The organism is Pseudomonas sp. MG-9 (assembly GCF_018729515.1).
Taxonomy (GTDB): domain Bacteria; phylum Pseudomonadota; class Gammaproteobacteria; order Pseudomonadales; family Pseudomonadaceae; genus Aquipseudomonas; species Aquipseudomonas serboccidentalis.
Genome location: NZ_JAHHZH010000004.1, coordinates 302,767 through 329,422 on the forward strand (window position 1 = coordinate 302,767; position 26,656 = coordinate 329,422).

18 protein-coding genes are annotated in these 26,656 nt (G+C 61.4%); 14 read left to right on the top strand and 4 right to left on the bottom strand.

The features are described from left to right. Positions 1–169: 169 nt before the first annotated feature. From KKQ10_RS12310 to KKQ10_RS12320, 3 genes are all read right to left on the bottom strand, one after another. On the bottom strand, positions 170–883 hold the full coding sequence (locus KKQ10_RS12310; RefSeq protein WP_215501247.1) for an SPOR domain-containing protein: 714 nt from the start codon (positions 881–883) through the stop codon (positions 170–172). 1 nt (position 884) lies between these two features. Further along, positions 885–2,621: an arginine--tRNA ligase gene (argS, locus tag KKQ10_RS12315; RefSeq protein WP_127648627.1), complete on the bottom strand. Its 1,737-nt coding sequence runs from the start codon at positions 2,619–2,621 to the stop codon at positions 885–887. 214 nt (positions 2,622–2,835) lie between these two features. Further along, the gene (locus KKQ10_RS12320) at positions 2,836–5,055 is read right to left on the bottom strand and encodes a primosomal protein N' (RefSeq protein WP_215501248.1); all 2,220 of its coding nucleotides are present in this window, start codon (positions 5,053–5,055) and stop codon (positions 2,836–2,838) included. A gap of 289 nt (positions 5,056–5,344) precedes the next feature. Here KKQ10_RS12320 and rpmE point away from each other — a divergent pair, with 289 nt between their 5' ends. From rpmE to KKQ10_RS12335, 3 genes are all read left to right on the top strand, one after another. Continuing rightward, positions 5,345–5,560, top strand: coding sequence for a 50S ribosomal protein L31 (gene rpmE, locus KKQ10_RS12325; RefSeq protein ID WP_127648629.1), 216 nt, complete (start codon positions 5,345–5,347; stop codon positions 5,558–5,560). 41 nt (positions 5,561–5,601) lie between these two features. Next, on the top strand, positions 5,602–6,384 hold the full coding sequence (locus KKQ10_RS12330; protein ID WP_215501249.1) for a thermonuclease family protein: 783 nt from the start codon (positions 5,602–5,604) through the stop codon (positions 6,382–6,384). A 183-nt stretch (positions 6,385–6,567) separates the two neighbouring features. Then, on the top strand, positions 6,568–7,836 hold the full coding sequence (locus tag KKQ10_RS12335; protein ID WP_127648631.1) for a malic enzyme-like NAD(P)-binding protein: 1,269 nt from the start codon (positions 6,568–6,570) through the stop codon (positions 7,834–7,836). Between the two features lie 225 nt (positions 7,837–8,061). Here KKQ10_RS12335 and KKQ10_RS12340 read toward each other — a convergent pair whose 3' ends face one another. Then, entirely contained in the window at positions 8,062–10,506 is a 2,445-nt protein-coding gene (locus KKQ10_RS12340) for a penicillin-binding protein 1A (protein WP_425518810.1), read from the bottom strand. Between the two features lie 219 nt (positions 10,507–10,725). On the opposite strand from KKQ10_RS12340, the gene KKQ10_RS12345 reads away from it, so the two are divergent. The 11 genes from KKQ10_RS12345 (at position 10,726) to hemE (ending at position 26,519) form a co-directional block, all read left to right on the top strand. After that, positions 10,726–11,790: a pilus assembly protein PilM gene (locus KKQ10_RS12345; protein WP_127648633.1), complete on the top strand. Its 1,065-nt coding sequence runs from the start codon at positions 10,726–10,728 to the stop codon at positions 11,788–11,790. Then, positions 11,790–12,356: a PilN domain-containing protein gene (locus KKQ10_RS12350; protein ID WP_215501251.1), complete on the top strand. Its 567-nt coding sequence runs from the start codon at positions 11,790–11,792 to the stop codon at positions 12,354–12,356. Before KKQ10_RS12345 ends, KKQ10_RS12350 begins: the two co-directional genes overlap by 1 nt. Further along, positions 12,353–12,976: a type 4a pilus biogenesis protein PilO gene (pilO, locus tag KKQ10_RS12355; RefSeq protein WP_215501252.1), complete on the top strand. Its 624-nt coding sequence runs from the start codon at positions 12,353–12,355 to the stop codon at positions 12,974–12,976. The genes KKQ10_RS12350 and pilO overlap by 4 nt, the downstream gene beginning before the upstream one ends. Further along, positions 12,973–13,500 (top strand): pilus assembly protein PilP, encoded by a 528-nt coding sequence (locus tag KKQ10_RS12360; protein ID WP_215501253.1) that lies wholly within the window; start codon positions 12,973–12,975, stop codon positions 13,498–13,500. Before pilO ends, KKQ10_RS12360 begins: the two co-directional genes overlap by 4 nt. 13 nt (positions 13,501–13,513) lie before the next feature. Then, the gene (locus KKQ10_RS12365; protein ID WP_215501254.1) at positions 13,514–15,589 is read left to right on the top strand and encodes a type IV pilus secretin PilQ; all 2,076 of its coding nucleotides are present in this window, start codon (positions 13,514–13,516) and stop codon (positions 15,587–15,589) included. Between the two features lie 4 nt (positions 15,590–15,593). Then, positions 15,594–16,112: a shikimate kinase AroK gene (aroK, locus tag KKQ10_RS12370; protein WP_024011270.1), complete on the top strand. Its 519-nt coding sequence runs from the start codon at positions 15,594–15,596 to the stop codon at positions 16,110–16,112. A 151-nt stretch (positions 16,113–16,263) separates the two neighbouring features. Next, on the top strand, positions 16,264–17,364 hold the full coding sequence (gene aroB, locus KKQ10_RS12375) for a 3-dehydroquinate synthase (protein ID WP_127648638.1): 1,101 nt from the start codon (positions 16,264–16,266) through the stop codon (positions 17,362–17,364). 10 nt (positions 17,365–17,374) lie between these two features. After that, positions 17,375–18,964: an AAA family ATPase gene (locus KKQ10_RS12380; RefSeq protein WP_127648639.1), complete on the top strand. Its 1,590-nt coding sequence runs from the start codon at positions 17,375–17,377 to the stop codon at positions 18,962–18,964. 349 nt (positions 18,965–19,313) lie between these two features. Next, positions 19,314–23,759, top strand: a complete 4,446-nt coding sequence (gltB, locus tag KKQ10_RS12385; RefSeq protein WP_127648640.1) for a glutamate synthase large subunit — start codon at positions 19,314–19,316, stop codon at positions 23,757–23,759. Positions 23,760–23,792: 33 nt separating this feature from the next. Then, positions 23,793–25,211, top strand: a complete 1,419-nt coding sequence (locus KKQ10_RS12390; RefSeq protein WP_007909438.1) for a glutamate synthase small subunit GltD family protein — start codon at positions 23,793–23,795, stop codon at positions 25,209–25,211. 240 nt (positions 25,212–25,451) lie between these two features. Next, the gene (hemE, locus tag KKQ10_RS12395; RefSeq protein ID WP_215501255.1) at positions 25,452–26,519 is read left to right on the top strand and encodes a uroporphyrinogen decarboxylase; all 1,068 of its coding nucleotides are present in this window, start codon (positions 25,452–25,454) and stop codon (positions 26,517–26,519) included. Positions 26,520–26,656: the final 137 nt, after the last annotated feature.

Below are 26,656 nucleotides of genomic sequence, written 5' to 3' on the forward strand. Positions count from 1 at the left end.
GGGGTGCTGGAGAGGATTTCAACCATAGCGCGGGAGAGGGGACGAGCGGTGATCAACTGTAGGCGCTGCCGCAGGCTGCGATCTTTTGATCTTGCTCTTGAAACAAAATCAAAAGATCGCAGCCTGCGGCAGTTCCTACAGGGGATTGGTGTTGCCTGTGGGCGCTAAATCAGCGGCTCTGGCGTTGTTGTAACAACAGATTGCTGAAGCCGCTGCCCGCCAGTTGTTTCTGCGCGGTGGTCAGTTGTTCGCGGTTACTGAAAGGACCGACCAATACGCGGTACCAGGTTTCATCCTTGACCGTGCCCGACTCAACCGAAACGGCCTGACCGAGCAGAATGATCTGCGCCCGCACCTTGTCCGCATCCGCCTCTTTGCGGAACGAACCGGCCTGGAGGAAGAACTTGGTCACTGGCGCAGCCTTGCTCACTGGGGGCGCTGGCGGCGGGGTGATCCCGGCCAGAGCCGCCTGAGCGCGCGCGGTGTCGATCTTCGCCGCTTCCGCCGGGGTTACCGGAGTGGTCGGGATGTTCGGCACTTGCGGCGTCGGCAGGGTTTTCTCCGGCACGGCGTCTGGTGGCACGATCACTTCCGATTCCGGCAGCAGGGTGTAGAAGTCGTACTTCGGCTTCACCGGTTGCGTCGGGCTCGGCGGGGTCTTGTTGGCCTCGGCGATCTTGGCTTTCTGCTGTTGCGCTTGCTCGACTTTCTCGCGCTTGACCGTGTCGCTGCCCTTGCCCGGCTCCAGTTTCATCAGGAACACGATGAATGCACCGACCGTCAGGCCGATGGCCATCCACAGCCAACCCGGGATCGGTTGCTTTGCAGGAGCTTGGTAACGGCTGGCGCCACGCTTGGGTGCAGGTTTTTTCTTGGCAGCCAACTTACATGCGCTCCAGAGTTTCCAGGCCCAACAGTTCCAGGCCTTGCTTGAGAGTACGACCGGTCAGCGCGGCCAGACGCAGACGGCTCTGCATCTGGGCCGGCGTTTCGGCGGCGAGGATCGGGCAGTTCTCGTAGAAGCTGGAGAACAGACCGGCGACGTCATACAGATAGGTGCAGAGGATGTGCGGGGTGCCTTTTTCGGCGACGTTGTTCAGCACTTCGCCGAACTGCGCCAGCTTCGCTGCCAGCTCTTGCTCGTGCGCCGCTTCAAGGACGATCTGGCCATCGACTTCGCTGAAGTCCTTGCCCAGTTTGCGGAATACACCGGCCACACGGGTGTAGGCGTACAGCAGGTACGGCGCGGTGTTGCCTTCGAAGTTGAGCATCAGGTCGAAGTTGAAGCTGTAGTCGCTGGTGCGGTGCTTGGACAGGTCGGCGTATTTCACCGCACCGATGCCGACGACCTTGGCGATGTTGCGCAGTTCGTCTTCGGCAAGCTCCGGGTTCTTCTCTTTGACCAGGTTGTAGGCGCGTTCCTGGGCTTCGGTCAGCAGGTCGATCAGCTTCACGGTGCCGCCGTCACGGGTCTTGAACGGACGGCCGTCGGCGCCGTTCATGGTGCCGAAGCCCATGTGCTCCATCTCCATCGGATGGGTCACGAAACCGGCTTTGCGCGCCACGGCGAACACTTGCTGGAAGTGCAGGGCCTGACGTTGGTCGACGAAGTACAGCGCGCGATCGGCTTTCAGTTTGCCGCTGCGGTAGCGCACGGCCGCCAGGTCAGTGGTGGCGTACAGGTAGCCGCCGTCAGCCTTGACGATGATCACCGGCAGCGGATCGCCGTCGGCATTCTTGAACTCGTCGAGGAACACGCACTGGGCGCCGTTGCTTTCGACCAGCATGCCGGCGGCTTTCAGGTCGTTGACCACGTTGATCAGGTCGTCGTTGTAGGCGCTTTCGCCCATCACGTCGGCCATGGTCAGTTTGACGTTGAGCAGTTCGTAGATCTTCTGGCAGTGCGACAGCGAGATGTCCTTGAACCGGGTCCACAGCGCCAGGCACTCGGCGTCGCCGGCCTGCAGCTTGACCACCAGGCCACGAGCGCGGTCGGCGAACTCTGCGGATTCGTCGAAACGCTGCTTGGCGGCGCGGTAGAAGTTTTCCAGATCGGACAGCTCGTCGCTGGTGATCGGGTTTTCCTGCAGGTACGCCATCAACATGCCGAACTGGGTACCCCAGTCGCCGACGTGGTTCTGACGGATCACTTCGTCGCCGAGGAACTCAAGTACGCGCGCCACGCCGTCGCCGATGATGGTCGAGCGCAAGTGGCCGACGTGCATCTCTTTGGCCAGGTTCGGCGCCGACAGGTCGACCACGGTGCGCTGCGCCGGGCCGGCCTTGCGTACGCCAACGTGAGCATCGGCCAGCGCGGCGTCGAGGCGCGAGGCCAGGGCCTGGGTGTTCTGGAAGAAATTGATAAAGCCTGGGCCGGCGATTTCGGCCTTGGTGACATTTTCGTCAGCCGGCAGCGCGGCGATGATTTTCTCCGCCAGATCACGCGGCTTCATGCCTGCAGGCTTGGCCAGCATCATGGCGATGTTGCTGGCGAAGTCGCCGTGGGTCTTGTCACGGGCGTTCTCCACCTGAATCGCCGGCGACAGGCCTTCAGGCAACACACCTTCGTTGACGAGTTGGGTGAGGGCTTGTTGGATCAGCTGGCGAATGGTGTCTTTCATGGTCTTCTCTTTCGACCGCAAGCGCGGCGGCGCATCGATGCGCGGGTGGAAAAACTGGGCATTATCCGTTGCGAAGACGGGCTTGCCAACCTTAGCAGGCAGGATGTGGATATGTGGTGACATTAAAAGCAAAAGATCGCAGCCTTCGGCAGCTCCTACAGTAAAACGCGAAGAATTCTGTAGGAGCTGCCGAAGGCTGCGATCTTTTGATCTGCTAATACAAATCGACCGGATCCACATCCAGCGACCAGCGCACCGCGCGTCCGCTCGGCATTTGTTCCAGCTCAAGCAACCAACTGGCGAGCAACCGATGCAGCGGTGCCCGCGCCGCCGCCTGCACCAATAACTGTGCACGATAGCGTCCGGCGCGGCGTTCCATTGGTGCTGGCACCGGCCCGAGCAACTCGATGCCGGTCAGATTCTGCTCGGCGAGCAAACGTTCGGCCGCGCTGCACGCTTCATCGAGAAAGCCTTCGGCCTGCCCCGGCTTGTGCGCTTCGGCGCGCAACAATGCCAGATGTGAGAACGGTGGCAGCCCCGCAGCGCGGCGCTCGCTCAAGGCTTGCTCGGCAAAGGCGAAATAACCCTGCTCGGTCAACTGCACCAATAAAGGATGGTCGGCCAGGTGCGTCTGGATGATCACCTTGCCCGGCTCTTCGGCCCGGCCGGCGCGTCCGGCGACCTGCACAATCAATTGCGCCATGCGCTCGCTGGCGCGGAAGTCGCCGGAGAACAGTCCGCCGTCGGCATCCAGAATCGACACCAGCGTGACCCGGGGGAAGTGGTGCCCCTTCGCCAACATCTGAGTGCCGACCAGAATGCATGGCTGGCCCTTCTGAATCGTCGCGAACAACTGATTCATCGCGTCCTTGCGCGAAGTGCTGTCGCGATCGACGCGCAGCACCGGGTAGTCCGGGAACAGAATCGCCAGTCGCTCCTCGGCGCGCTCGGTACCGGCACCCACCGGTCGCAGGTCGACCTTGTTGCACTTGGGGCACTGACGCGGGACGCGTTCGACGTAGCCACAGTGGTGGCAGCGCAGCTCGCCATAACGCTGGTGCACGGTCATCCGCGCATCGCAGCGCGAGCACTCGGACATCCAGCCGCAATCGTGGCACAGCAGGGTCGGCGCAAAGCCGCGACGGTTGAGGAACACCAGCACCTGCTGGCCGGCCGCAAGGGTCTGGCCGATGGCTTGCTGCATCGGCCCGGAAATGCCGCTGTCCAGCGGACGGCTTTTCACATCCAGACGCAGGAAGCGTGGTTGTTTGGCGCCGCCGGCCCGCTCGTTGAGGCGCAACAGGCCATAACGGCCGGTGTAAGCGTTGTGCAGGCTTTCCAGCGAGGGTGTGGCGGAGCCGAGGACGATCGGGATGTTTTCCTGGCGGGCACGTACCAACGCCAGATCGCGGGCGTGGTAGCGCAGGCCTTCCTGCTGTTTATAGGAGCCGTCGTGCTCTTCGTCGATGATGATCAGCCCCGGGTTCTTCATCGGGGTGAACAGCGCCGAGCGGGTACCGATAATAATGTCGGCTTCGCCGTCACGGGCGGCGAGCCAGGCGTCGAGGCGCTCGCGGTCGTTGACTGCCGAATGCAGCAGGGCGATGCGCGCATTGAAACGCTGCTCGAAACGCGCCAGGGTCTGCGGGCCGAGGTTGATCTCGGGGATCAGCACCAGCGCCTGTTTGCCGGCTTCGAGGGTTTCGCGGATCAGTTGCAAATAGACTTCGGTCTTGCCGCTGCCGGTCACCCCGGCCAGCAGAAACGCGTGATAACTGTCGAAGCCGGCGCGGATCGCTTCGTAAGCGGCGCGTTGTTCGGTGTTCAGCGGCAGTTCCGGTTGCGCCAGCCAGTGTTCATGGCGCACGCCCGGGGCGTGCCGGCGGATTTCCACCTGTACCAGCCCCTTGGCCAGCAGCAGGTCGAGGCTGTCCTTGCTCAGCATCAGCTTGCTCAACAACTGATGGGCGACGCCGTGCGGGTGCTGCGCCAGCGTCGCCAGCGCTTCACGTTGCCGTGGGGCGCGGGCGATGCGCGGATCATCGAGGCTGGCGCCGGGCGCTACCGACCAGAATCGCTCCTGGCGAGCCTCGGCCAGTTCGCCCTGACGCAGCAGTACCGGCAGTGCCCAGCTCAACGTGTCGCCAAGGCTGTGCTGGTAGTACTGCGATGTCCACAGGCACAGCTTGAACAGCGCTGGCGGCAGCGGCGGCTCGGCATCGAGCAGGGCCAGCGCCGGTTTGAGCTTTTCCAGCGGCACTTCGCTGGTGTCCGTGACCTCGACCAGGATCCCGATCATCTCCCGCCGACCGAACGGCACACGCAGGCGCATCCCCGGCTGCAACTGGGTGCGCAGCACGCCGGCCGGCGCTCGATAGTCGAACAGGCGGCGCAAGGGCGAAGGCAGGGCGAGGCGCAGAATGGCGTCGGGCACGCGGGGGGATCTCGATCAACAGACGATAAAAGGGCTAGGCACATAACCTTGTAGGAGTGAGCCTGCTCGCGATAGCGGTGTATCAGACGACAAAAATGTCGAATGACAGACCGCTATCGCGAGCAGGCTCACTCCTACAGGGAATCGCGTATTGGGCCGGGAGCCTAGCAGACGGTCGGTCTCAGGGACAGCTTGCGCGATTGACATTGTCTGGTAGAATCCGCGGCCTAATTACGTGCGGTATTCAACAATAGTGTTGGGTGGCGGCACGCTAGCTGAGGAAGACACCATGAAAGCTGATATCCACCCGAATTACCCAGTAGTTGCTGTTACCTGCAGCTGCGGCAACAAGTTCGAAACCCGTTCGACCTTCGGCAAAGCCCTGGCGATCGACGTTTGCAACGAGTGCCACCCGTTCTACACCGGTAAGCAGAAGACTCTGGACACCGGTGGTCGCGTTCAGAAGTTCGCCGACCGTTTCGGTGCTTTCGGCAAAAAGGCCTAAGGTCGATCATTCTGGAAAATCTCGACGGTTTCTCCAGGCTGATGAAAAAGGCGTCCCTTGTGGGCGCCTTTTTTGTGTCCGCGATTTGGCTGGCCGGTGCCCAGGCGTACTGCCCGACACCTGGCGACCTGACCAGCGTCAGCGTCCAGCGTGTGGTCGACGGCGACACCCTGCGCCTGAGTGACGGGCGCAGTGTGCGCATGATCGGCCTCAACACGCCGGAACTGGGCAAGCAGGGCCGCAGCGACGAGCCATTCGCCGTGGCGGCGCGCAAACGCCTTGAAGCTCTGGTGGCGGACAGCGGCGGCCGGGTCGGTTTACAGCTCGGCCAGCAAGCGAAAGACCATTACGGTCGCACCCTCGCGCATGTCTACAGTGCCAGCGGCGTCAGTCTTGAAGCGCAAATGCTCGCCGACGGTCTTGGTTTTCAGGTCGCGGTGGCGCCGAACGTCGATCTTGTTGCCTGTCAGCAGGCTGCCGAACGCAGTGCCAGGCAGGCCGGTCGAGGTCTGTGGCGCCAGTCGCCTGTACTGAAAGCAGAGCAGATCACTGATTCGGGTTTCGCCGTGGTCAGCGGACGTGTGAGCAAGGTTCAGCGCAATCGTGGCGGAATCTGGATCGAGTTGCAGGGCTTGCTTGTATTGCGCGTTGCGCCCAATCTTGTCGGACAATTTGACAGTGCCCGATTGCAGGCGCTGAAGGGCAAGCAAATCGAGGCTCGCGGGTGGATCGTCGATCGCTCGCGACGTGGCGGCCTGAAACCGGGTCAACCGCGTTGGTTACTACCACTGACCGATCCATCGATGCTGCAAAGCGCTCGCTGATTAAAAATTGTAGACATTTTTTCTATCGATTGTGAACAGTCTAGCCCTTGTGCGCCGTGGCTCTTGGCCCAAAGTCGTAGGACAGGGCGCTTGACAGGGGTGACTGCTCAGTCTTGTGGGGACTTTGCGAGGCGCGTATCCTCGCTGACCAGTCTGTCCAACAGTAAAAAGCGGAATGCCAAAATGTCTGATCTGAAAACTGCCGCTCTCGAATATCATGCCAATCCTCGTCCAGGGAAGCTGAGTGTCGAGCTCACCAAGGCCACTGCTACCGCCCGCGACCTGTCGCTGGCCTACAGCCCCGGCGTAGCTGAACCAGTGCGTGAGATCGCCCGCGATCCTGAACTGGCCTACAAATACACCGGCAAGGGCAACCTGGTTGCAGTCATTTCCGATGGCACCGCGATTCTGGGTCTGGGTAACCTCGGCCCATTGGCTTCCAAGCCAGTGATGGAAGGTAAGGGCGTGCTGTTCAAGCGCTTCGCCGGCATCGACGTGTTCGACATCGAAGTCGATTCCGAAAGCCCGCAAGCCTTCATCGACACCGTAAAACGCATCTCCATCACTTTCGGTGGCATCAACCTGGAAGACATCAAGGCACCTGAGTGCTTTGAGATCGAGCGCGCTCTGATCGAACAGTGCGACATTCCGGTATTCCACGATGACCAGCACGGCACCGCGATCGTGACCGCTGCCGGCATGATCAACGCCCTGGAAATCGCCGGCAAAACCCTGCCGGAAGCCAAGATCGTCTGCCTCGGCGCTGGCGCAGCGGCCATCTCCTGCATGAAGTTGCTGGTGAGCATGGGCGCGAAGATCGAAAACATCTTCATGGTTGACCGTACCGGCGTGATCCACTCCGGCCGTGACGACCTGAACCAGTACAAAGCCGTGTTCGCTCACACCACCGACAAGCGCAGCCTGGCTGACGCCCTGAAAGGCGCAGACGTGTTCGTCGGTCTGTCCGGCCCGAACCTGCTGAGCGCTGAAGGCCTGCTGTCGATGGCGGCCAATCCGATCGTCTTCGCCTGCTCGAACCCGGATCCGGAAATCTCCCCGGAACTGGCGCACGCCACTCGCAACGACGTGATCATGGCCACCGGTCGTTCCGACTACCCGAACCAGGTCAACAACGTACTGGGCTTCCCGTTCATCTTCCGTGGTGCCCTGGACGTTCGCGCCAAGCGCATCAACGAAGAAATGAAAGTGGCCGCTGCCAACGCCCTGCGTGAACTGGCCAAGCTGCCGGTACCACAGGACGTATGCGATGCCTACGGTGGTGCTCCGCTGGCGTTCGGTCGTGAGTACATCATTCCGAAGCCAATGGACAAGCGCCTGATCACCCTGATCTCCGACGCTGTGGCCAAAGCCGCGATCGAGACTGGTGTGGCCACCCTGCCGTATCCGAAGAACTACCCGCTGAAAAGCGTGGATGACGTGTTCAACGGCTAAGCCGTTGTAGCGCTTCAATCGAAAGCCCCGGCTCGTAATGAGTCGGGGCTTTTTGTTGGGCAGATCAAAAGATCGTCCGAACGCGGCCCGAACCTGCGGCAGCTCCTACAGGGGGGGGGTCCAAATGTAGGAGCTGCCGCAGGCTGCGATCTTTTGATCTTGATCTTCAGGCAATAAAAAGCCCCGCACTTCTCTCGAAGGCGGGGCTTTTGGTGGTCGCTGCGATCAGAACAGATCGATTGGCGCCTGCTCGTCCGCCGGCAGCGGGCTGCCCGGTACGGCGCCGTTACCCAACTCGTTCACCGACGGCGGTGTGTCTTCAGCCTTGAACAGCTCGAAGTAGGCGCCAGGCGTGCTCGGCGTCGCCGCGCGACCGCTGGCCGGATCCACCCGCAGGCTGAGGATGCCTTCCGGCTCAGGCTGCACATGCGGCGGCTTGTCCTTCAGCGCGGCCGACATGTAGTTCATCCAGATCGGCAGCGCTACAGTGCCACCGAACTCGCGGCGACCAAGGCTTTCCGGCTGGTCGAAACCGGTCCATACGGTGGTCACGTAATCGGCGTTGTAGCCGGAGAACCACGCATCCTTCGATTCGTTGGTGGTACCGGTCTTGCCCGCGATGTCGCTGCGACCCATGGCCAGTGCGCGGCGGCCAGTGCCGAGCTTGATCACGTCCTGCAGCATGCTGTTGAGGATGTACGTGGTGCGGCCATCGACAATCCGCTCGGCCACGGCCGGCGCTTGTGGCGCGGCAGCAGCGCCCGGGGCTTCGCCCGGTACCGGCGCGGCGTTGACGGTGATCGACTGAGGTGCCGGCGCTGCGATGCCATCGGTGGCCGAGCCACCCTGTGGCACGGTCGGCGGGTTGGCGACGAACAGCGTGTCGCCGTTACGGCTTTCGATCTTGTCGATGATGTACGGGGTGATCTTGTAGCCGCCGTTGGCGAAGGTGCTCCAGCCGGTGGCGATTTCCATCGGGGTCAGGGTCGCGGTGCCCAGCGCCAGCGACAGGTTCGGCGGCAGATCCTGCTTGTTGAAGCCGAAGCGGGTGATGTAGTCGATGGTCTTGCCCACACCCATCGCCTGCAGTAGGCGGATCGACACCAGGTTGCGCGACTTGTACAGCGCCTCGCGCAGACGGATCGGGCCAAGGAAGGTGTTGGTGTCGTTCTTCGGCCGCCAGACTTTGTCCAGGTACTCGTCGACGAACACGATCGGCGCGTCGTTGACCAGGGTCGCGGCGGTGTAACCACTGTCCAGCGCGGCGCTGTAGACGAACGGCTTGAAGCTCGAACCCGGCTGGCGCTTGGCCTGCAAGGCGCGGTTGTAGTTGCTCTGCTCGAAAGCGAAACCACCGACCAGCGAGCGGATCGCGCCGTTCTGTGGGTCCAGCGACACCAGCGCGCCTTGCGCCTGCGGGATCTGGCTGAATTTCAGCGAATTGTCCTTCTGGCGTTGTACGCGAATCAGGTCGCCGACCTGAGCCACATCCGACGGCTGACGCGGTGCGGCGCCCATGCTGTTGGTATTGAGGAAAGGGCGCGCCCATTTCATGGTGTCCCAGGCGACGTGTTCTTCGCCGGTACGGGTCAGCACCTGCAAGCCGTTCTTGTCGACTTGAGTGACGATGGCCGGCTCCAGGCTGCTGATGGTGCGCTGCTTGGTCAGTTCGCTGGCCCAGGCCTCATGGGTCTTGCCTGGCAGGCGCGACTCTGGGCCACGGTAGCCGTGACGCTGGTCGTAGGTCATCAAGCCTTCGTGCAGGGCAGTATTGGCCATCTCCTGCAGGTTGCTCGGCACCGTGGTGGTGACGCGGAAACCTTCGGTATAAGCGTCGCTGCCGTAGCGGCCGACCATTTCGGCGCGGGCCATTTCAGCAATGTACGGTGCGTTCACTTCCGGGGTCGGCACGTGATAGCTGGCGTTCAGCGGCTCGTTGATCGCAGCGGTGTAGTCGGCCTCGGAAATCTTGCCGAGCTTGTACATGCGCCCAAGGATCCAGTCACGACGTTCCTTGCTGCGCGCCGGGTTGGCCAGCGGGTTGAAGCGCGATGGTGCCTTCGGCAGGCCGGCGATCATCGCCATCTGCGCCAGGCTGATGTCGCGGATCGACTTGCCGTAATACACCTGCGCCGCCGCTTCGATGCCGTAGGCGCGGTTACCCAGATAAATCTTGTTCACGTACAGCTCGAGGATCTCGTCCTTGGTCAGCTGCCGTTCGATCTGCAGGGCCAGGAGGATTTCGGTGGTTTTACGCGAGAAGCTGCGTTCGCTGGTCAGGAAGAAGTTCTTCGCCACCTGCATGGTGATGGTGCTGCCGCCAGACTGAATGTGCCCGCTTTTGACCAGTTGGGTCGCCGCACGCATCAGGCTGCTCGGATCGACGCCGTAGTGGTTGGCGAAATTGTCGTCTTCAGCACTTAGTAACGCATTAATGAAATTGGGGGGAATGTCGGCGAAACGGATCGGAGTACGGCGCATTTCGCCAAATTCTGCGATCAACTTGTTGTCGCTGCTGTAGACCCGCAGCGGAATCTGCAACTGAATGCTTCTCAGCGCCTCCACAGACGGCAAACCCGGACTAAGGTAAAGAAACGCGCCGCTGAGACCTAAAAGCAGTCCGCAGAAAACGGCGACGATGGACCAACCGAAAAATTTCAGCAGACGAATCAAGGCTTTTGGACATCCAGGGCAAAGAATGAATGTGGCGACAGGGTTCCGGTAACACACAGAACAACCTGGGCCGGCAGTAAAAAGCGGAAAAAAACGCTGGGCATTATAAGCACTTTTCTGCTGGGGGCGTCATTTGCGCTTCTGTCAAGACGGGGTGAAGGAACGCAATGCGTATTACAGAGTCCGTAACTCACGGAAAGTCATAGGGAATTGGTAGTGCTGGGACTCTTCAAGAAAAAGACCAATACGTTACTGGGGATCGACATCAGCTCCACTTCGGTGAAGCTGCTGGAGCTGAGCCGACAGGGCGACCGCTACCGGGTCGAGGCCTACGCGGTGGAACCGCTGCCGCCCAACGCCGTGGTCGAGAAGAACATCGCCGAGCTCGAAGGTGTGGGCCACGCCTTGTCCCGGGTACTGGTCAAGGCGCGCACCGGGCTCAAGAGCGTGGCGGTGGCGGTGGCCGGTTCTGCAGTGATCACCAAGGTCATCGAGATGGACGCCGGGCTGACCGACGATGAGCTGGAAAACCAGTTGAAGATCGAAGCCGACCAATACATTCCCTATCCGCTGGACGAAGTCGCCATCGACTTCGAAGTCCAGGGCGTTTCGCCGCGCAATCCGGAGCGGGTCAATGTGCTGCTGGCCGCCTGTCGCAAGGAGAACGTCGAAGTTCGCGAGGCGGCGCTGGCGCTGGCCGGGCTGACCGCGCGGGTGGTCGACGTCGAGGCCTACGCGCTGGAGCGCTCGTTCGGTCTGCTCGCCACCCAACTGGCGGCCTCGCAGGAGCGCCTGACTGTAGCGGTGATGGACATCGGCGCAACGATGACCACCCTCAGCGTCCTGCACAACGGCCGCATCATCTATACCCGCGAGCAACTGTTCGGTGGCCGGCAACTGACCGAAGAGATCCAGCGCCGTTATGGCCTGACCGTCGAGCAGGCCGGGCTGGCGAAAAAGCAGGGCGGTCTGCCTGACGACTATGTCAGCGAAGTCTTGCAGCCGTTCCGGGATGCGCTGGTGCAGCAGGTGTCGCGCTCATTGCAGTTCTTCTTTGCCTCCGGGCAGTACAACGCGGTCGATCACATCCTTTTGGCCGGTGGCACGGCGTCGGTGCCGGGACTTGATCGCCTGATCGAGCAACGTCTGGGCACCCCGACTCAGGTCGCCAACCCGTTTGCCGACATGGCCTTGAGCAGCAAGGTCAACGCCGGGGCCCTGGCCAGTGACGCGCCGGCCCTGATGATTGCCTGCGGGCTCGCGCTCAGGAGTTTCGACTGATGGCGCGGATCAACCTTCTCCCCTGGCGTGAGGAACGCCGCGAAGAACGGCGCAAACGCTTCCTGCTGATCCTGATCGGGGTCTTCGTCGGCTCGGTGGGCGCGGTGTTCATCGCCGATCAGATCATCAGCACTGCCATTGAGCGGCAGGCAGCGCGCAACGCCTACATCGGCAGGCAGATAGCCGTGGTCGACGAACGGATCAAGCAGATCAGCGAACTCAAGGCGCGGCGCCAGCAATTGGTCGAGCGCATGCGCATCATCCAGGACTTGCAGGGTAACCGGCAGATCAGCGGGCGGATATTCGATCAGTTGGCGCGCACGCTGCCGGACGGCGTGTATTTCACCAGCGTGAAACTGGTGGGCAGGACGCTGACCATCAGTGGCGCGGCGGAGTCCAACAATCGGGTTTCGGAGCTGATGCGCAATCTGGATGCCTCGGACTGGTTTGACGCGCCGAGCCTCAACGAGGTGAAGGCGACGACCGCCGGTCAGGTGGATCAGGCCAACGTCTTTCAGTTGACCGTCCGTCAGACTCAGCCAGCAACCGTGGAGGGCGAAAAATGAAACCGTCCGAATGGTTGCAGGGCTTGCGCAACATCGACTTCAACGATCTGGACACCAGCAACATCGGTTCCTGGCCGGCCGCGGTGAAAACCATGGCAGGGGCGTTGCTGGCGGTGCTGGTGTTGGCACTTGGCTACAACTTTTTCATCAGCGACATGGAAAACCAGCTTGAAGCCAAGCGTCAGGAAGAAGACACCTTGAAGGAACAATTCGCCAGCAAGGCGCACATGGCCGCCAACCTGGAGCTGTACACCCAGCAGATGAAGGAAATGGAAAACTCCTTCGGTGTACTCCTGCGGCAATTGCCCAGCGACACTGAAGTGCCGGGGTTACTGGAAGACATCACACGCACCGGATTGGGCAGCGGCCTTGAATTCGAAGAGATCAAGCTGCTGCCGGAAGTGACCCAGCCGTTCTACATCGAATTGCCGATCCAGATCACCGTCACCGGGGCCTATCACGACCTCGCGACTTTCGTCAGTGGCGTCGCCGGGTTGCCACGGATCGTCACCTTGCACGACTTCGAGCTGGCACCGGCCAACCCGGACGGCGGGACGAAGCTGCGCATGAGCATCCTCGCCAAGACTTACCGCTATAACGACAAGGGGCTGCAAAAATGACCCCGATGCGTTATTTCGCCCTGTCGATGGTGTTGCTGGGGCTGAGCGGATGCGGCAGCAGTGATGAGTTCAGCGACCTCGACGCCTACCTGAACGAAGTGCGTCTGCGGCCGGCGGGCCGGATCGAGCCGACGCCGACTTTCCACTCCTACCCCACGTTCACCTACAGCGCAGCCAACCTGCGCAGTCCGTTCTCGCGCCAGGTACGGGTCGATCTGGCCGGTCAGCAGCGCGGCGCGCGCAACGTCAAACCCGACCCCAACCGGGTCAAGCAATACCTCGAAGGTTTCAACATCGAGCAGTTTGAAATGGTCGGCACGATCTCCAATGCCTCTGGCTCCTTTGCCCTGCTGCGCGGGGCGGGCGGGGTGCATCGGTTGAAAGTCGGCGACTACCTGGGGCGCAACGACGGTCGCATCGTCGCCATCAGCGCCACGCAGGTCGATGTGGTCGAGATCGTGCCCGACGGCGAAGGCGCCTGGCTGGAGCGTCCGCGCACCATTCCTTTGAAAGAGCACTCATAGTGGAAGTCGAACAATGAACAGGATTTTCTCCACCCTCGGTTTTTCGCTATGGATAGCGCTGCTGTCACCGATGGTTCTGGCGGCCAGCCTGAAGACGCTGGATGTCGCGGCGTTACCCGGTGACCGGGTCGAATTGAAGTTGTCGTTCGACGGCCAGCCCCCGCAGCCCAAGGGCTACACCACCGATTCACCGGCGCGAATCGCGCTGGATCTGCCGGGTGTCACCAACCAGCTGACGAGCAAGACCCGCGATCTGGGCAGCGGCAATGCACGCAGCGCCACGGTGGTCGAGGCCAATGATCGTACGCGCCTGATCATCAACCTGACGCAGCTGACGCCCTATACCTTCCGGGTCGAGGGCAACAATCTGTTCGTGGTAGTCGGGCAGGGCGCCAAAGCGGCTGCGCCACGTCCGGCCACTGCGGTTGTGCCACGCCCAGCTGCGGCGCCGGCGAAGGTTTACGCATCCACCGCCAAGGCCATTCGTGGCGTCGACTTCCAGCGCGGCACTGCCGGGGAGGGCAACGTAGTCATTGACCTGTCGGACCCGACCATCGCCCCGGACATCCAGGAACATGACGGCAAGATCATCCTCAGTTTTGCCCGAACCCAGTTGCCGGACCGGCTGCGGGTGCGCCTCGACGTCAAGGATTTCGCCACTCCGGTGCAGTTCGTCAACAGTGCTGCGACTGGCGATCGCGCGATCATCACCGTCGAGCCCAGCGGCACGTTCGACTACTCGACCTACCAGACCGACAACAAACTGACCGTCAGCATTCGCCCGATGACGGTCGATGACCTGCAAAAACGCAATGCCGAGCGCCAGGCCTACAGCGGCGAAAAGCTTTCGCTGAACTTTCAGGACATCGACGTGCGCTCGGTGCTGCAACTGATCGCCGACTTCACCAACCTCAATCTGGTGGCCAGCGACACGGTGCAAGGCGGGATCACCTTGCGCCTGCAAAACGTGCCGTGGGATCAGGCACTGGATCTGGTTCTGAAAACCAAGGGGCTGGATAAACGCAAGATCGGCAACGTGTTGCTGGTGGCGCCGGCTGACGAAATCGCCGCTCGCGAACGCCAGGAACTGGAGTCGCAGAAGCAGATCGCCGAACTGGCGCCGCTGCGTCGAGAGTTGCTGCAGGTTAACTACGCCAAGGCCGCGGACATCGCCAAGCTGTTCCAGTCGGTCACCAGTGCCGAAGCGAAAATCGATGAGCGCGGCTCGATCACCGTTGATGAGCGGACCAACAACATCATTGCCTATCAGACCCAGGATCGCCTCGACGAACTGCGACGGATCGTGGCGCAACTGGATATCCCGGTGCGTCAGGTGATGATCGAAGCGCGCATCGTGGAGGCCAACGTCGATTACGACAAGAGCCTGGGCGTGCGCTGGGGCGGTTCGATCCAGAACAAGGGCAACTGGAACACGTCCGGGGTCAGTAACGGCACCTCGACCACCATCGGCACGCCGGGCAGTACCAGCACCAACTCGCCGTTCGTCGACATGGGCACGGTCGGTAACACCTCGGGGATCGGTATCGCCTTCATCACCGACAACGTGCTGCTCGATCTTGAGCTGACGGCGATGGAAAAAACCGGCAACGGTGAAATCGTCTCCCAGCCGAAAGTGGTTACCTCCGACAAGGAGACTGCAAAGATCCTCAAGGGCACCGAGATTCCGTATCAGGAAGCCAGCTCCAGCGGCGCGACTTCGGTGTCGTTCAAAGAGGCTTCGCTGTCGCTGGAAGTGACGCCGCAGATCACCCCCGACAACCGCATCATCATGGAGGTCAAGGTCACCAAGGATGAGCCGGACTACCTGAACAAGGTGCAGGATGTACCGCCGATCAAGAAGAACGAGGTCAACGCCAAGGTGCTGGTGAACGACGGCGAAACCATCGTGATTGGGGGCGTTTTCTCAAATACTCAAAGCAAGGTCGTAGATAAGGTGCCATTTCTTGGCGATGTGCCGTATCTTGGCCGCCTTTTCCGGCGTGATGTGGTTTCGGAGAAAAAATCCGAGCTGCTGGTATTTCTCACTCCGCGTATCATGAATAACCAGGCGATTGCTGTGAGTCGTTGATTCTGTGCGAAATTTGATTCTTGTAGGACCGATGGGCGCTGGAAAAAGCACCATCGGCCGGTTGCTGGCCAAAGAGCTGCGCCTGCCGTTCAAAGATTCCGACAAGGAAATTGAACTGCGCACGGGCGCCAATATCCCGTGGATCTTCGACAAGGAAGGCGAGCCCGGCTTTCGTGACCGTGAGCAGGCGATGATCGCCGAGCTGTGCGCGTTCGACGGCGTGGTACTGGCGACCGGCGGCGGCGCGGTGATGCGCGATGCCAACCGCAAGGCCCTGCACGAGGGCGGACGGGTGGTGTATCTGCACGCCTCCGTCGAGCAGCAGGTCGGGCGTACGTCGCGCGATCGCAACCGTCCGTTGTTGCGCACCGCGGATCCGGCGAAAACCCTGCGTGACTTGCTGGAGATCCGCGATCCGCTCTATCGGGAGATCGCCGATCTGGTGGTGGAAACCGACGAACGGCCACCGCGCATGGTGGTGCTCGACATTCTTGACCGTCTGGCACAGCTTCCACCCCGTTAAAGCGCCGCCCGAAATGCGCTATCCTCGGCGTCCTGTCACAGTCGTCGAGGTTGTGGCGGGTGGTGTGCGAGCGGCGTCACATCAGCTAAAGGTCGCGGACATCCAATCATTCAAGGCAGGACGCCTGCTTCCATCTTCACTGTGGGGACACATGCAGACACTCAAGGTCGATCTAGGCGAGCGCAGCTACCCGATTCATATTGGCGAAGGTTTGTTGGATCAGCCTGAGTTGCTGGCGCCGCATATCCATGGGCGGCAAGTGGCAATCATCTCCAACGAGACCGTCGCGCCGCTCTATCTCGAACGTCTGACTCGCAGCCTTGCACCGTTCTCGGTGATTTCCGTGGTGCTGCCGGACGGCGAAGCCTTCAAGAACTGGGAAACCCTGCAACTGATCTTCGACGGCCTGCTGACTGCCCGTCACGACCGCCGCACCACGATCATCGCCCTCGGCGGCGGTGTCATCGGTGACATGGCCGGTTTCGCCGCTGCCTGCTACCAGCGCGGTGTCGACTTCATCCAGATTCCTACCACGCTGCTGTCCCAGGTCGATTCGTCGGTGGGCGGCAAGACCGGCATCAACCATCCGCTGGGCAAGAACATGGTCGGCGCGTTCTATCAGCCGAACGTGGTGCTGATCGATACCGCGTCGCTGAAAACCCTGCCGCAGCGTGAGCTGTCGGCCGGTCTGGCGGAAGTCATCAAGTACGGGCTGATCTGCGACGAGCCGTTCCTGACCTGGCTCGAAGACAACGTCGATGCCCTGCGTGCGCTGGACCAGAAAGCCCTGACTTACGCCATTGAGCGTTCCTGCGCAGCCAAGGCTGCCGTGGTCGGTGCCGATGAGAAGGAAACCGGCGTGCGCGCCACGCTCAACCTCGGCCACACTTTCGGTCACGCCATCGAGACCCACATGGGCTATGGTGTCTGGTTGCATGGTGAGGCGGTCGCCGCTGGCACCGTGATGGCGCTGGAAATGTCCGCGCGCCTGGGCTGGATCAGCGAGCAGGAGCGTGACCGCGGCATTCGTCTGTTCCAGCGCGCCGGTCTGCCGGTGATTCCGCCTGAAGAGATGAGCGAAGCCGATTTTCTTGAACATATGGCAATTGATAAAAAAGTGATCGACGGTCGTCTGCGTCTGGTACTGCTGCGCCGGATGGGCGAAGCGGTGGTGACCGACGATTATCCGAAAGAGGTTCTACAGGCCACGCTGGGAGCGGATTACCGCGCTCTGGCTCAGCTTAAAGGTTAATAAGATTCCGATGACTAGTTTGCATGCCGACGAGGCGTTCCTCGGCCATTTCCAGTTAAGTCACGACCCTTTCGCACCGCGGGTGCCGGGCTTCAAATTCTTCCCGGCCCAGCGCAAGCCGGTGCTGGGGCAACTGCACCACCTGGCGCGTTACAGCCAGTTGCTGCTGGTGGTCACCGGCCCGCAGGGCAGCGGCAAGACCCTGCTGCGCCAGGCGCTGGTGGCCAGTACCAACAAGCAATCGGTGCAGAGCGTTGTGGTGTCGGCCCGTGGTGCTGGCGATGCCGCCGGCATCCTGCGTCAGGTCGCCCAGGCGCTGGATGTGGCGCAGGCGGAAGTCGGCGCGATTCTGGCGCAGGTGGTGCAGCTTGCTCTCACGGGGCAGGAAGTCTATCTGCTGGTGGACGACGCCGAGCAACTCGACGAGTCCGCCCTCGAAGCGCTGATGGCGCTGGGCGCCGGTGCGCCGGAAGGTCGCCCGCACGTATTCCTGTTCGGTGAGTCGTCGCTGATCGCTCAGCTGGAGGCCTTGCACCTTGAGGAAGAGCGCTTCCACGTCATCGAATTGCAGCCGTACACCGAAGAAGAAACCCGCGAATACCTCGACCAACGGCTTGAAGGTGCGGGCCGGGGTGTCGAACTTTTCACCGCGGATCAGATCTCTGATATTCACGAAAGCTCCGAGGGTTGGCCTGGCAACATCAACCAGGTCGCTCGCGATGCTCTGATCGAAGTCATGATTGCCAGCCGCTCTGCGGTGAAGCGTCCAAGTATGGGGTTCAACATGCCGAAGAAACACGTATTGGCGATTTCCGCCGTCGTTGTGGTCGCGGTCGCCGCCGCCTGGCTGATGCCGGGTCGCAACAAGGCGCCAACCACCGGCGCACCAGCCAACGAACAGGCACAACTGCCATTGGGTCAGGGCGCCAGCGGTGGCGCGCCGAACGTCGAGTTCGCCGGCAATACCCAGCCAATGCCGCTGCCGCTGGTCGGCAACTCGCAGCCGGTAATGCGCGGCCCGTTGGCTGAAGCTGCTGGCGGCATCACCGAAGGTGACGACGGCGTGCCTGTCGAAGGCTCCAGCGCGACGCCGCCGACGGTAACCACCTCCGCACCACCTGCTGGCGTTCCGGCAGGTCCGGCGCCAACCCCGGTTCCGGTGCCAGCCGCCAAACCGACCCCGGCACCGACCCAGGTTGCCACCGCCAAGCCTGCTCCGGCAGCGCCAGCGGCAAAACCGGCTCCAGCTCCGGCCAAACCTGTAGCGGCCGCCAAACCGGCCGAGAAGCCGGTTACCGTCGCCAAGGCTGCCGGTGGCAGCTGGTACGCCGGTCAGCCGACCAGCAACTATGTGGTGCAGATCCTCGGCACCAGCTCCGAAGCGGCCGCGCAGAACTTCGTCAAGGAGCAGGGCGGCGAGTACCGTTATTTCAAGAAAGTCCTCAACGGCAAGCCTCTCTATGTGATCACCTACGGCAACTTCGCCAATCGTGATGCAGCCGTTTCTGCCATCAAGGCCTTGCCAGCGAAGGTTCAGGCTGGTAAACCTTGGCCTCGCACTGTCGCCAGCGTCCAACAGGAACTGGCAACAACTCGCTGAAGATTCGGCGGCCTTACCCAGGCCGCCTCTCCAAGCACCTCAAAATTTCTACGAGTGCGCGCCGTCCCTGCGACCGCGTGCCTTGTGGTGTCTGCGTCACAGTAGTCTTTGAGTCGTTGCAGTCAGAATTAAAAAAGTTTTGACTAGCACAGCATATCGCTTTAAACCTTTCACAAATGCGACATGGATTTGCGACATTTCGTCGTCAAATTTGTGAGCGTCTGTGTCGCTGTGTACAATGACCACCCTTTTGCCCCCGCAAAGCCGGCGTACGTTCGGCGCGGCAAGCAAGTGGTTGAATTGAAAAGAAATTTGCCTCGTAAAGAGGCAGCCTGGTGAGAAAGTGTCTATGAAAGCAGGTCTGTACCAACCAGATGAATTCAAGGATAACTGTGGTTTCGGCCTGATAGCCCATATGCAGGGCGAACCCAGTCATACCCTTTTGCAAACGGCCATCGAGGCCCTGACCTGCATGACCCACCGCGGTGGGATTAATGCCGACGGCAAGACCGGTGACGGTTGCGGTCTGCTGATTCAAAAGCCCGATGCCTTCCTGCGCGCGATTGCCCAGGAAGCCTTCAGCGTCGAGCTGCCCAAGCAATACGCTGTGGGCATGGTCTTCTTCAATCAGGATCCGGCCAAGGCCGAAGCCGCTCGCGAGAACATGAACCGCGAGATCCTCGCTGAAGGCCTGCAACTGATCGGCTGGCGCAAAGTGCCGATCGACACCAGCGTCCTCGGCCGCCTGGCCCTTGAGCGCCTGCCACAGATCGAGCAGGTGTACATCGGCGGTGAAGGCCTGAGCGATCAGGACATGGCGGTCAAGCTGTTCAGCGCCCGTCGTCGCTCGTCGGTGGCCAACGCCGCCGACACCGACCACTACATCTGCAGCTTTTCGCACAAGACCATCATCTATAAAGGCCTGATGATGCCGGCCGACCTGGCCGCGTTCTATCCGGACCTCGGTGACCAGCGCCTGCAAACCGCGATCTGCGTGTTCCACCAGCGCTTCTCCACCAACACCCTGCCGAAATGGCCGCTGGCTCAGCCATTCCGCTTCCTCGCGCACAACGGCGAGATCAACACCATTACCGGTAACCGCAACTGGGCGCAGGCCCGTCGGACCAAGTTCACCAACGATCTGATGGATCTGGAAGAACTCGGCCCGCTGGTCAACCGTGTCGGTTCCGACTCCTCGAGCATGGACAACATGCTCGAACTGATGGTCACCGGTGGCATCGACCTGTTCCGTGGCGTGCGGATGATCATTCCGCCTGCGTGGCAGAACGTCGAAACCATGGACCCGGATCTGCGTGCGTTCTACGAGTACAACTCGATGCACATGGAACCGTGGGACGGCCCGGCCGGCGTCGTGATGACCGACGGTCGCTACGCGGTGTGCCTGCTCGACCGTAACGGTCTGCGTCCGGCGCGCTGGGTCACCACCACCAATGGTTTCATCACCGTTGCTTCGGAAATCGGCGTCTGGAACTACCAACCAGAAGACGTGATCGCCAAGGGCCGTGTCGGCCCGGGGCAGATCCTTGCCGTGGACACCGAAACCGGGCAGATCCTCGACACCGATGCGATCGACAACCGTCTGAAGTCCCGTCATCCGTACAAGCAATGGCTGCGCAAGAATGCCCTGCGCATCCAGGCGACCATGGAAGACAACGACCACGGTTCGGCGTTTTACGACGTCGATCAACTCAAGCAATACATGAAGATGTATCAGATCACGTTCGAAGAGCGCGATCAGGTGCTGCGTCCGCTCGGCGAACAAGGCTACGAAGCCGTGGGTTCGATGGGCGACGACACGCCGATGGCCGTGCTGTCGCAGCGTGTGCGCACGCCGTACGACTATTTCCGCCAGCAGTTCGCGCAGGTCACCAACCCGCCGATCGACCCGCTGCGTGAAGCGATCGTGATGTCGCTGGAAATCTGCCTCGGTGCCGAGCGCAACATCTTCCAGGAATCGCCGGAACACGCCTCGCGCGTGATCCTCAGCTCGCCAGTGATCTCGCCGGCCAAATGGCGCTCGCTGATGAACCTTGAGCGCCCGGGTTTCGAGCGGCAGATCATCGACCTCAACTACGAGGAAAGCGTTGGCCTCGAAGCGGCCATCCGCAACGTCGCCGATCAGGCCGAAGAAGCCGTGCGTGCCGGTCGTACCCAGATCGTTCTGAGCGACCGTCATATCGCGCCGGGCAAACTGCCGATCCACGCTTCGCTGGCGACCGGTGCCGTGCACCACCGCCTGACCGAAAAAGGCCTGCGCTGCGATTCCAACATCCTCGTTGAAACCGCGACCGCTCGTGACCCGCATCACTTTGCGGTGCTGATCGGTTTCGGCGCTTCGGCGGTCTATCCGTTCCTGGCCTACGAAGTGCTGGGTGACCTGATCCGTACCGGTGAAGTGCTGGGCGACCTCTACGAGGTGTTCAAAAACTACCGTAAAGGCATCACCAAAGGCCTGCTGAAGATCCTGTCGAAGATGGGCATCTCGACCATCGCCTCGTACCGCGGTGCGCAGCTGTTCGAAGCCATCGGCCTGTCCGAAGAAGTCTGCGAGCTGAGCTTCCGTGGCGTGCCAAGCCGCATCAAGGGTGCGCGTTTCGTCGACATCGAAGCAGAGCAGAAAGCCCTGGCCAGCGAAGCCTGGAGTCCGCGCAAGCCGATCCAGCAGGGCGGTCTGCTGAAGTTCGTCCACGGTGGCGAATACCACGCCTACAACCCGGACGTGGTCAACACCTTGCAAGCCGCCGTGCAGCAGGGCGACTACGCCAAGTTCAAGGAATACACCTCGCTGGTGGACAACCGTCCGGTGTCGATGATTCGCGACCTGTTCAAGGTCAAGACCCTCGACAAGCCGCTGGACCTGAGCGAAATCGAACCGCTGGAATCGGTGCTCAAGCGCTTTGACTCCGCCGGCATCTCGCTGGGCGCCCTGTCGCCGGAAGCTCACGAAGCCCTGGCCGAAGCCATGAACCGCCTCGGCGCGCGTTCCAACTCCGGCGAAGGCGGCGAAGACCCGGCGCGCTACGGCACCATCAAGAGCTCGAAAATCAAACAGGTCGCCACCGGCCGTTTCGGTGTGACTCCGGAATACCTCGTCAACGCCGAAGTGCTGCAGATCAAGGTCGCGCAGGGCGCCAAACCGGGCGAGGGCGGACAACTGCCGGGCGGCAAGGTCAACGGGCTGATCGCCAAGCTGCGTTACGCAGTACCGGGCGTAACGCTGATTTCGCCACCGCCGCACCACGACATCTATTCGATCGAAGACTTGTCGCAGCTGATCTTCGACCTGAAACAGGTCAACCCGAAGGCGCTGGTTTCGGTCAAATTGGTCGCGGAAGCAGGCGTCGGCACCATCGCTGCCGGTGTGGCCAAGGCCTATGCGGACTTGATCACCATTTCCGGCTACGACGGTGGTACCGGTGCTTCGCCGCTGACTTCGATCAAATACGCGGGCGCACCGTGGGAACTCGGCCTCGCTGAAACCCACCAGACCCTGCGTGGCAACGACCTGCGCGGCAAAGTCCGGGTGCAGACCGACGGCGGCCTGAAAACCGGCCTCGATGTGATCAAGGCCGCGATCCTCGGCGCCGAAAGCTTCGGTTTCGGTACTGCGCCGATGATCGCCCTGGGCTGCAAATACCTGCGTATCTGCCACCTGAACAACTGCGCCACCGGCGTCGCGACTCAGAACGAGAAGCTGCGCAAGGATCACTACATCGGTACCGTCGACATGGTGGTGAATTTCTTCACCTACGTCGCCGAAGAAACCCGTGAGTGGCTGGCCAAGCTCGGTGTGCGTTCCCTCGAAGAGCTGATCGGCCGTACCGATCTGCTGGAAATCCTCGAAGGCCAGACCGCCAAGCAACATCACCTGGATCTGACCCCGCTGCTGGGCAGCGATCATATCCCGGCGGACAAACCGCAATTCTGTGGCGTTGAGCGCAACCCGCCGTTCGACCAGGGCCTGCTGGCCGAGAAAATGGTCGACATGGCGACGTCGGCGATCAACGACCTCAGCGGCGCCGAGTTCGATCTGGACATCTGCAACTGCGACCGTTCGATCGGTGCGCGGATCTCCGGCGAAATCGCGCGCAAGCACGGCAATCAGGGCATGGCCAACGCGCCGATCACCTTCCGCTTCAAAGGGACGGCCGGTCAGAGCTTCGGCGTGTGGAACGCCGGCGGTCTGAACATGTACCTGGAAGGCGACGCCAACGACTACGTCGGCAAAGGCATGACTGGCGGCAAGCTGGTCATCGTGCCGCCGAAGGGCAGCGTCTATCAGACTCAGAACAGTGCCATCATCGGCAACACCTGCCTGTACGGCGCCACTGGCGGCAAGCTGTTCGCCGCCGGCACCGCAGGCGAGCGTTTCGCCGTGCGTAACTCTGGTGCCCACACCGTCGTGGAAGGCACTGGCGATCACTGCTGCGAGTACATGACCGGTGGTTTCGTCTGCGTATTGGGCAAGACCGGTTACAACTTCGGCTCTGGCATGACCGGTGGTTTCGCCTACGTGCTCGACCAGGACAACACCTTCGTTGACCGGGTCAACCACGAACTGGTGGAAATCCAGCGGATCAGCGGCGAGGCGATGGAAGCCTATCGCAGCCACCTGCAAAACGTGCTGAACGAGTACGTCAAGGAAACCGACAGCGAGTGGGGTCGTGAACTCGCCGAAAACCTTGATGACTACTTGCGCCGTTTCTGGCTGGTCAAGCCGAAGGCTGCCAACCTGAAATCGTTGCTTTCCAGCACTCGTGCCAACCCGCAGTGATATGCGCCTGAAGAGTTTGATGAGGTTTTAACAATGGCTGAACGTCTGAATAACGACTTCCAGTTCATCGATGTCGGGCGCAAGGATCCGAAGAAGAAACTGTTGCGTCAACGCAAGAAAGAGTTCGTGGAAATCTACGAACCGTTCAAACCCCAGCAGTCGGCCGATCAGGCCCATCGCTGCCTGGGTTGCGGCAACCCGTATTGCGAATGGAAGTGCCCGGTGCACAACTTCATTCCCAACTGGCTCAAATTGGTGGCCGAGGGCAACATCCTCCAGGCCGCCGAGCTGTCGCACCAGACCAACACCCTGCCGGAAGTCTGCGGCCGGGTGTGCCCACAGGATCGTCTGTGCGAGGGGGCCTGCACCCTCAACGACGGTTTCGGTGCGGTGACCATCGGTTCGGTCGAGAAGTACATCACCGACACCGCGTTCGCCATGGGCTGGCGACCGGACATGTCCAAGGTCAAACCGACCGGCAAGCGTGTCGCGATCATCGGCGCGGGCCCGGCGGGCCTCGGTTGTGCCGACGTGCTGGTACGTGGCGGCGTGACCCCGGTGGTGTTCGACAAGAACCCGGAAATCGGCGGTCTGCTGACCTTCGGCATCCCCGAGTTCAAGCTTGAGAAGACCGTGCTGAGCAATCGCCGCGAAGTCTTCACCGGCATGGGCATCGAATTCCGCCTCAACACCGAGGTCGGCAAGGACGTGACCATGGAGCAACTGCTCGCCGAATACGATGCCGTGTTCATGGGCATGGGCACCTACACCTACATGAAGGGCGGTTTTGCCGGTGAGGACCTGCCGGGCGTCTATGACGCGCTGGACTTCCTGATCGCCAACGTCAACCGCAACCTGGGCTTTGAAAAGTCGCCGGAAGATTTCGTCGACATGAAAGGCAAGAAGGTTGTGGTGCTCGGCGGTGGCGACACGGCGATGGACTGCAACCGTACTTCGATCCGCCAGGGCGCCAAGTCGGTGACCTGCGCTTATCGTCGTGACGAAGCGAACATGCCCGGCTCGCGCAAAGAGGTGAAGAACGCCAAGGAAGAAGGCGTGAAATTCCTCTACAACCGCCAGCCGATCGCCATCGTTGGCGAAGACAAGGTTGAAGGCGTGAAGGTGGTCGAGACCCGTCTCGGCGAACCGGACGCCCGTGGCCGCCGCAGCCCCGAGCCAATCCCGGGTTCCGAAGAGATCATCCCGGCCGACGCCGTGGTCATCGCGTTCGGTTTCCGTCCGAGCCCGGCGCCGTGGTTCGAGCAGTTCGAGATCCAGACCGACAGCCAGGGCCGCGTCGTCGCGCCTGAGCAAGGTCAGTACAAGCACCAGACCAGCAATCCGAAAATCTTCGCCGGTGGCGACATGGTGCGCGGCTCCGACCTGGTGGTGACGGCGATCTTCGAAGGCCGCAATGCCGCCGAAGGGATCCTCGACTACCTGGGCGTCTAACCAAACAACGCAATACCTTGTAGGAGTGAGCCTGCTCGCGATGACGGTAGATCAGTCACCTGATGCATTGACTGAAACACCGCTATCGCGAGCAGGCTCACTCCTACAGTTGTTTTTGGGTGCTGCAGACTCTGTACTCCAACGCAATAAATTGACCCGATAGACAAAAGGCTGACCTGCATCCGTGCCTTTTGCGTCGCGCTCTGAGAAAATGCCCGCACTTTTTTTCCGGATGCCGACATGACTGCCCTGAAGAACGACCGTTTCCTCCGCGCCCTGCTCAAGCAACCCGTTGACGTCACCCCGGTGTGGATGATGCGCCAGGCCGGCCGCTACCTGCCTGAATACCGCGCCAGCCGTGCCCATGCCGGTGATTTCATGAGCCTGTGCATGAATCCGGAATTCGCTTGCGAAGTCACGTTGCAACCGCTCGACCGTTATCCACAACTGGACGCGGCGATCCTGTTTTCCGACATCCTCACCATCCCCGATGCCATGGGCCAGGGTCTGTACTTCGAGACCGGTGAAGGTCCGCGCTTCAAGAAAGTTGTCAGCACCCTGGCAGACATCGAGGCGCTGCCGATCCCGGATCCGCACAAGGATCTCGGCTACGTGATGGACGCGGTCAGTACCATCCGCCGCGAGCTGAACGGCCGTGTGCCGCTGATCGGTTTCTCCGGCAGCCCATGGACCCTGGCGACTTACATGGTTGAAGGCGGCTCGTCGAAAGACTTCCGCAAGACCAAGGCGATGCTCTACGACAACCCGCAAGCCATGCACCTGTTGCTGGACAAGCTGGCGCAGTCGGTGACCTCGTACCTCAACGGCCAGATCCAGGCCGGCGCGCAAGCGGTGCAGATCTTCGATACCTGGGGCGGCAACCTGTCGGCGGCGGCGTACCAGGAGTTCTCCCTGGCTTACATGAAGAAAATCGTCAGCGGCCTGATCCGCGAGCACGATGGTCGCAAGGTGCCGGTGATCCTGTTCACCAAGAACGGCGGTCTGTGGCTGGAAAGTATCGCCGAAGCCGGTGCCGACGCACTGGGTCTGGACTGGACCTGCGACATCGGCAGCGCCCGCGCCCGCGTTGGCGACAAGGTCGCGCTGCAAGGCAACATGGACCCGACCGTGCTGTACGCAAAGCCTGAAGCGATCCGCACTGAAGTCGGGCGCATTCTGGCCAGCTACGGCAAGGGCAGCGGCCACGTGTTCAACCTCGGCCACGGCATCACCCCTGAGGTGGATCCGGAGCATGCAGGCGCGTTCCTGCGCGCGGTGCACGAGTTGTCGGCGCAGTATCACGAGTGATCGCCACACAATAAAAAACGCCCGGCTAAATGTCGGGCGTTTTTGTTTCCACGATTCAACGTCGTACGCAGATCAATTGTAGGAGTGAGCCTGCTCGCGATAGCGGTGAGCCAGTCGCCCAATATGTTGGCTGACAC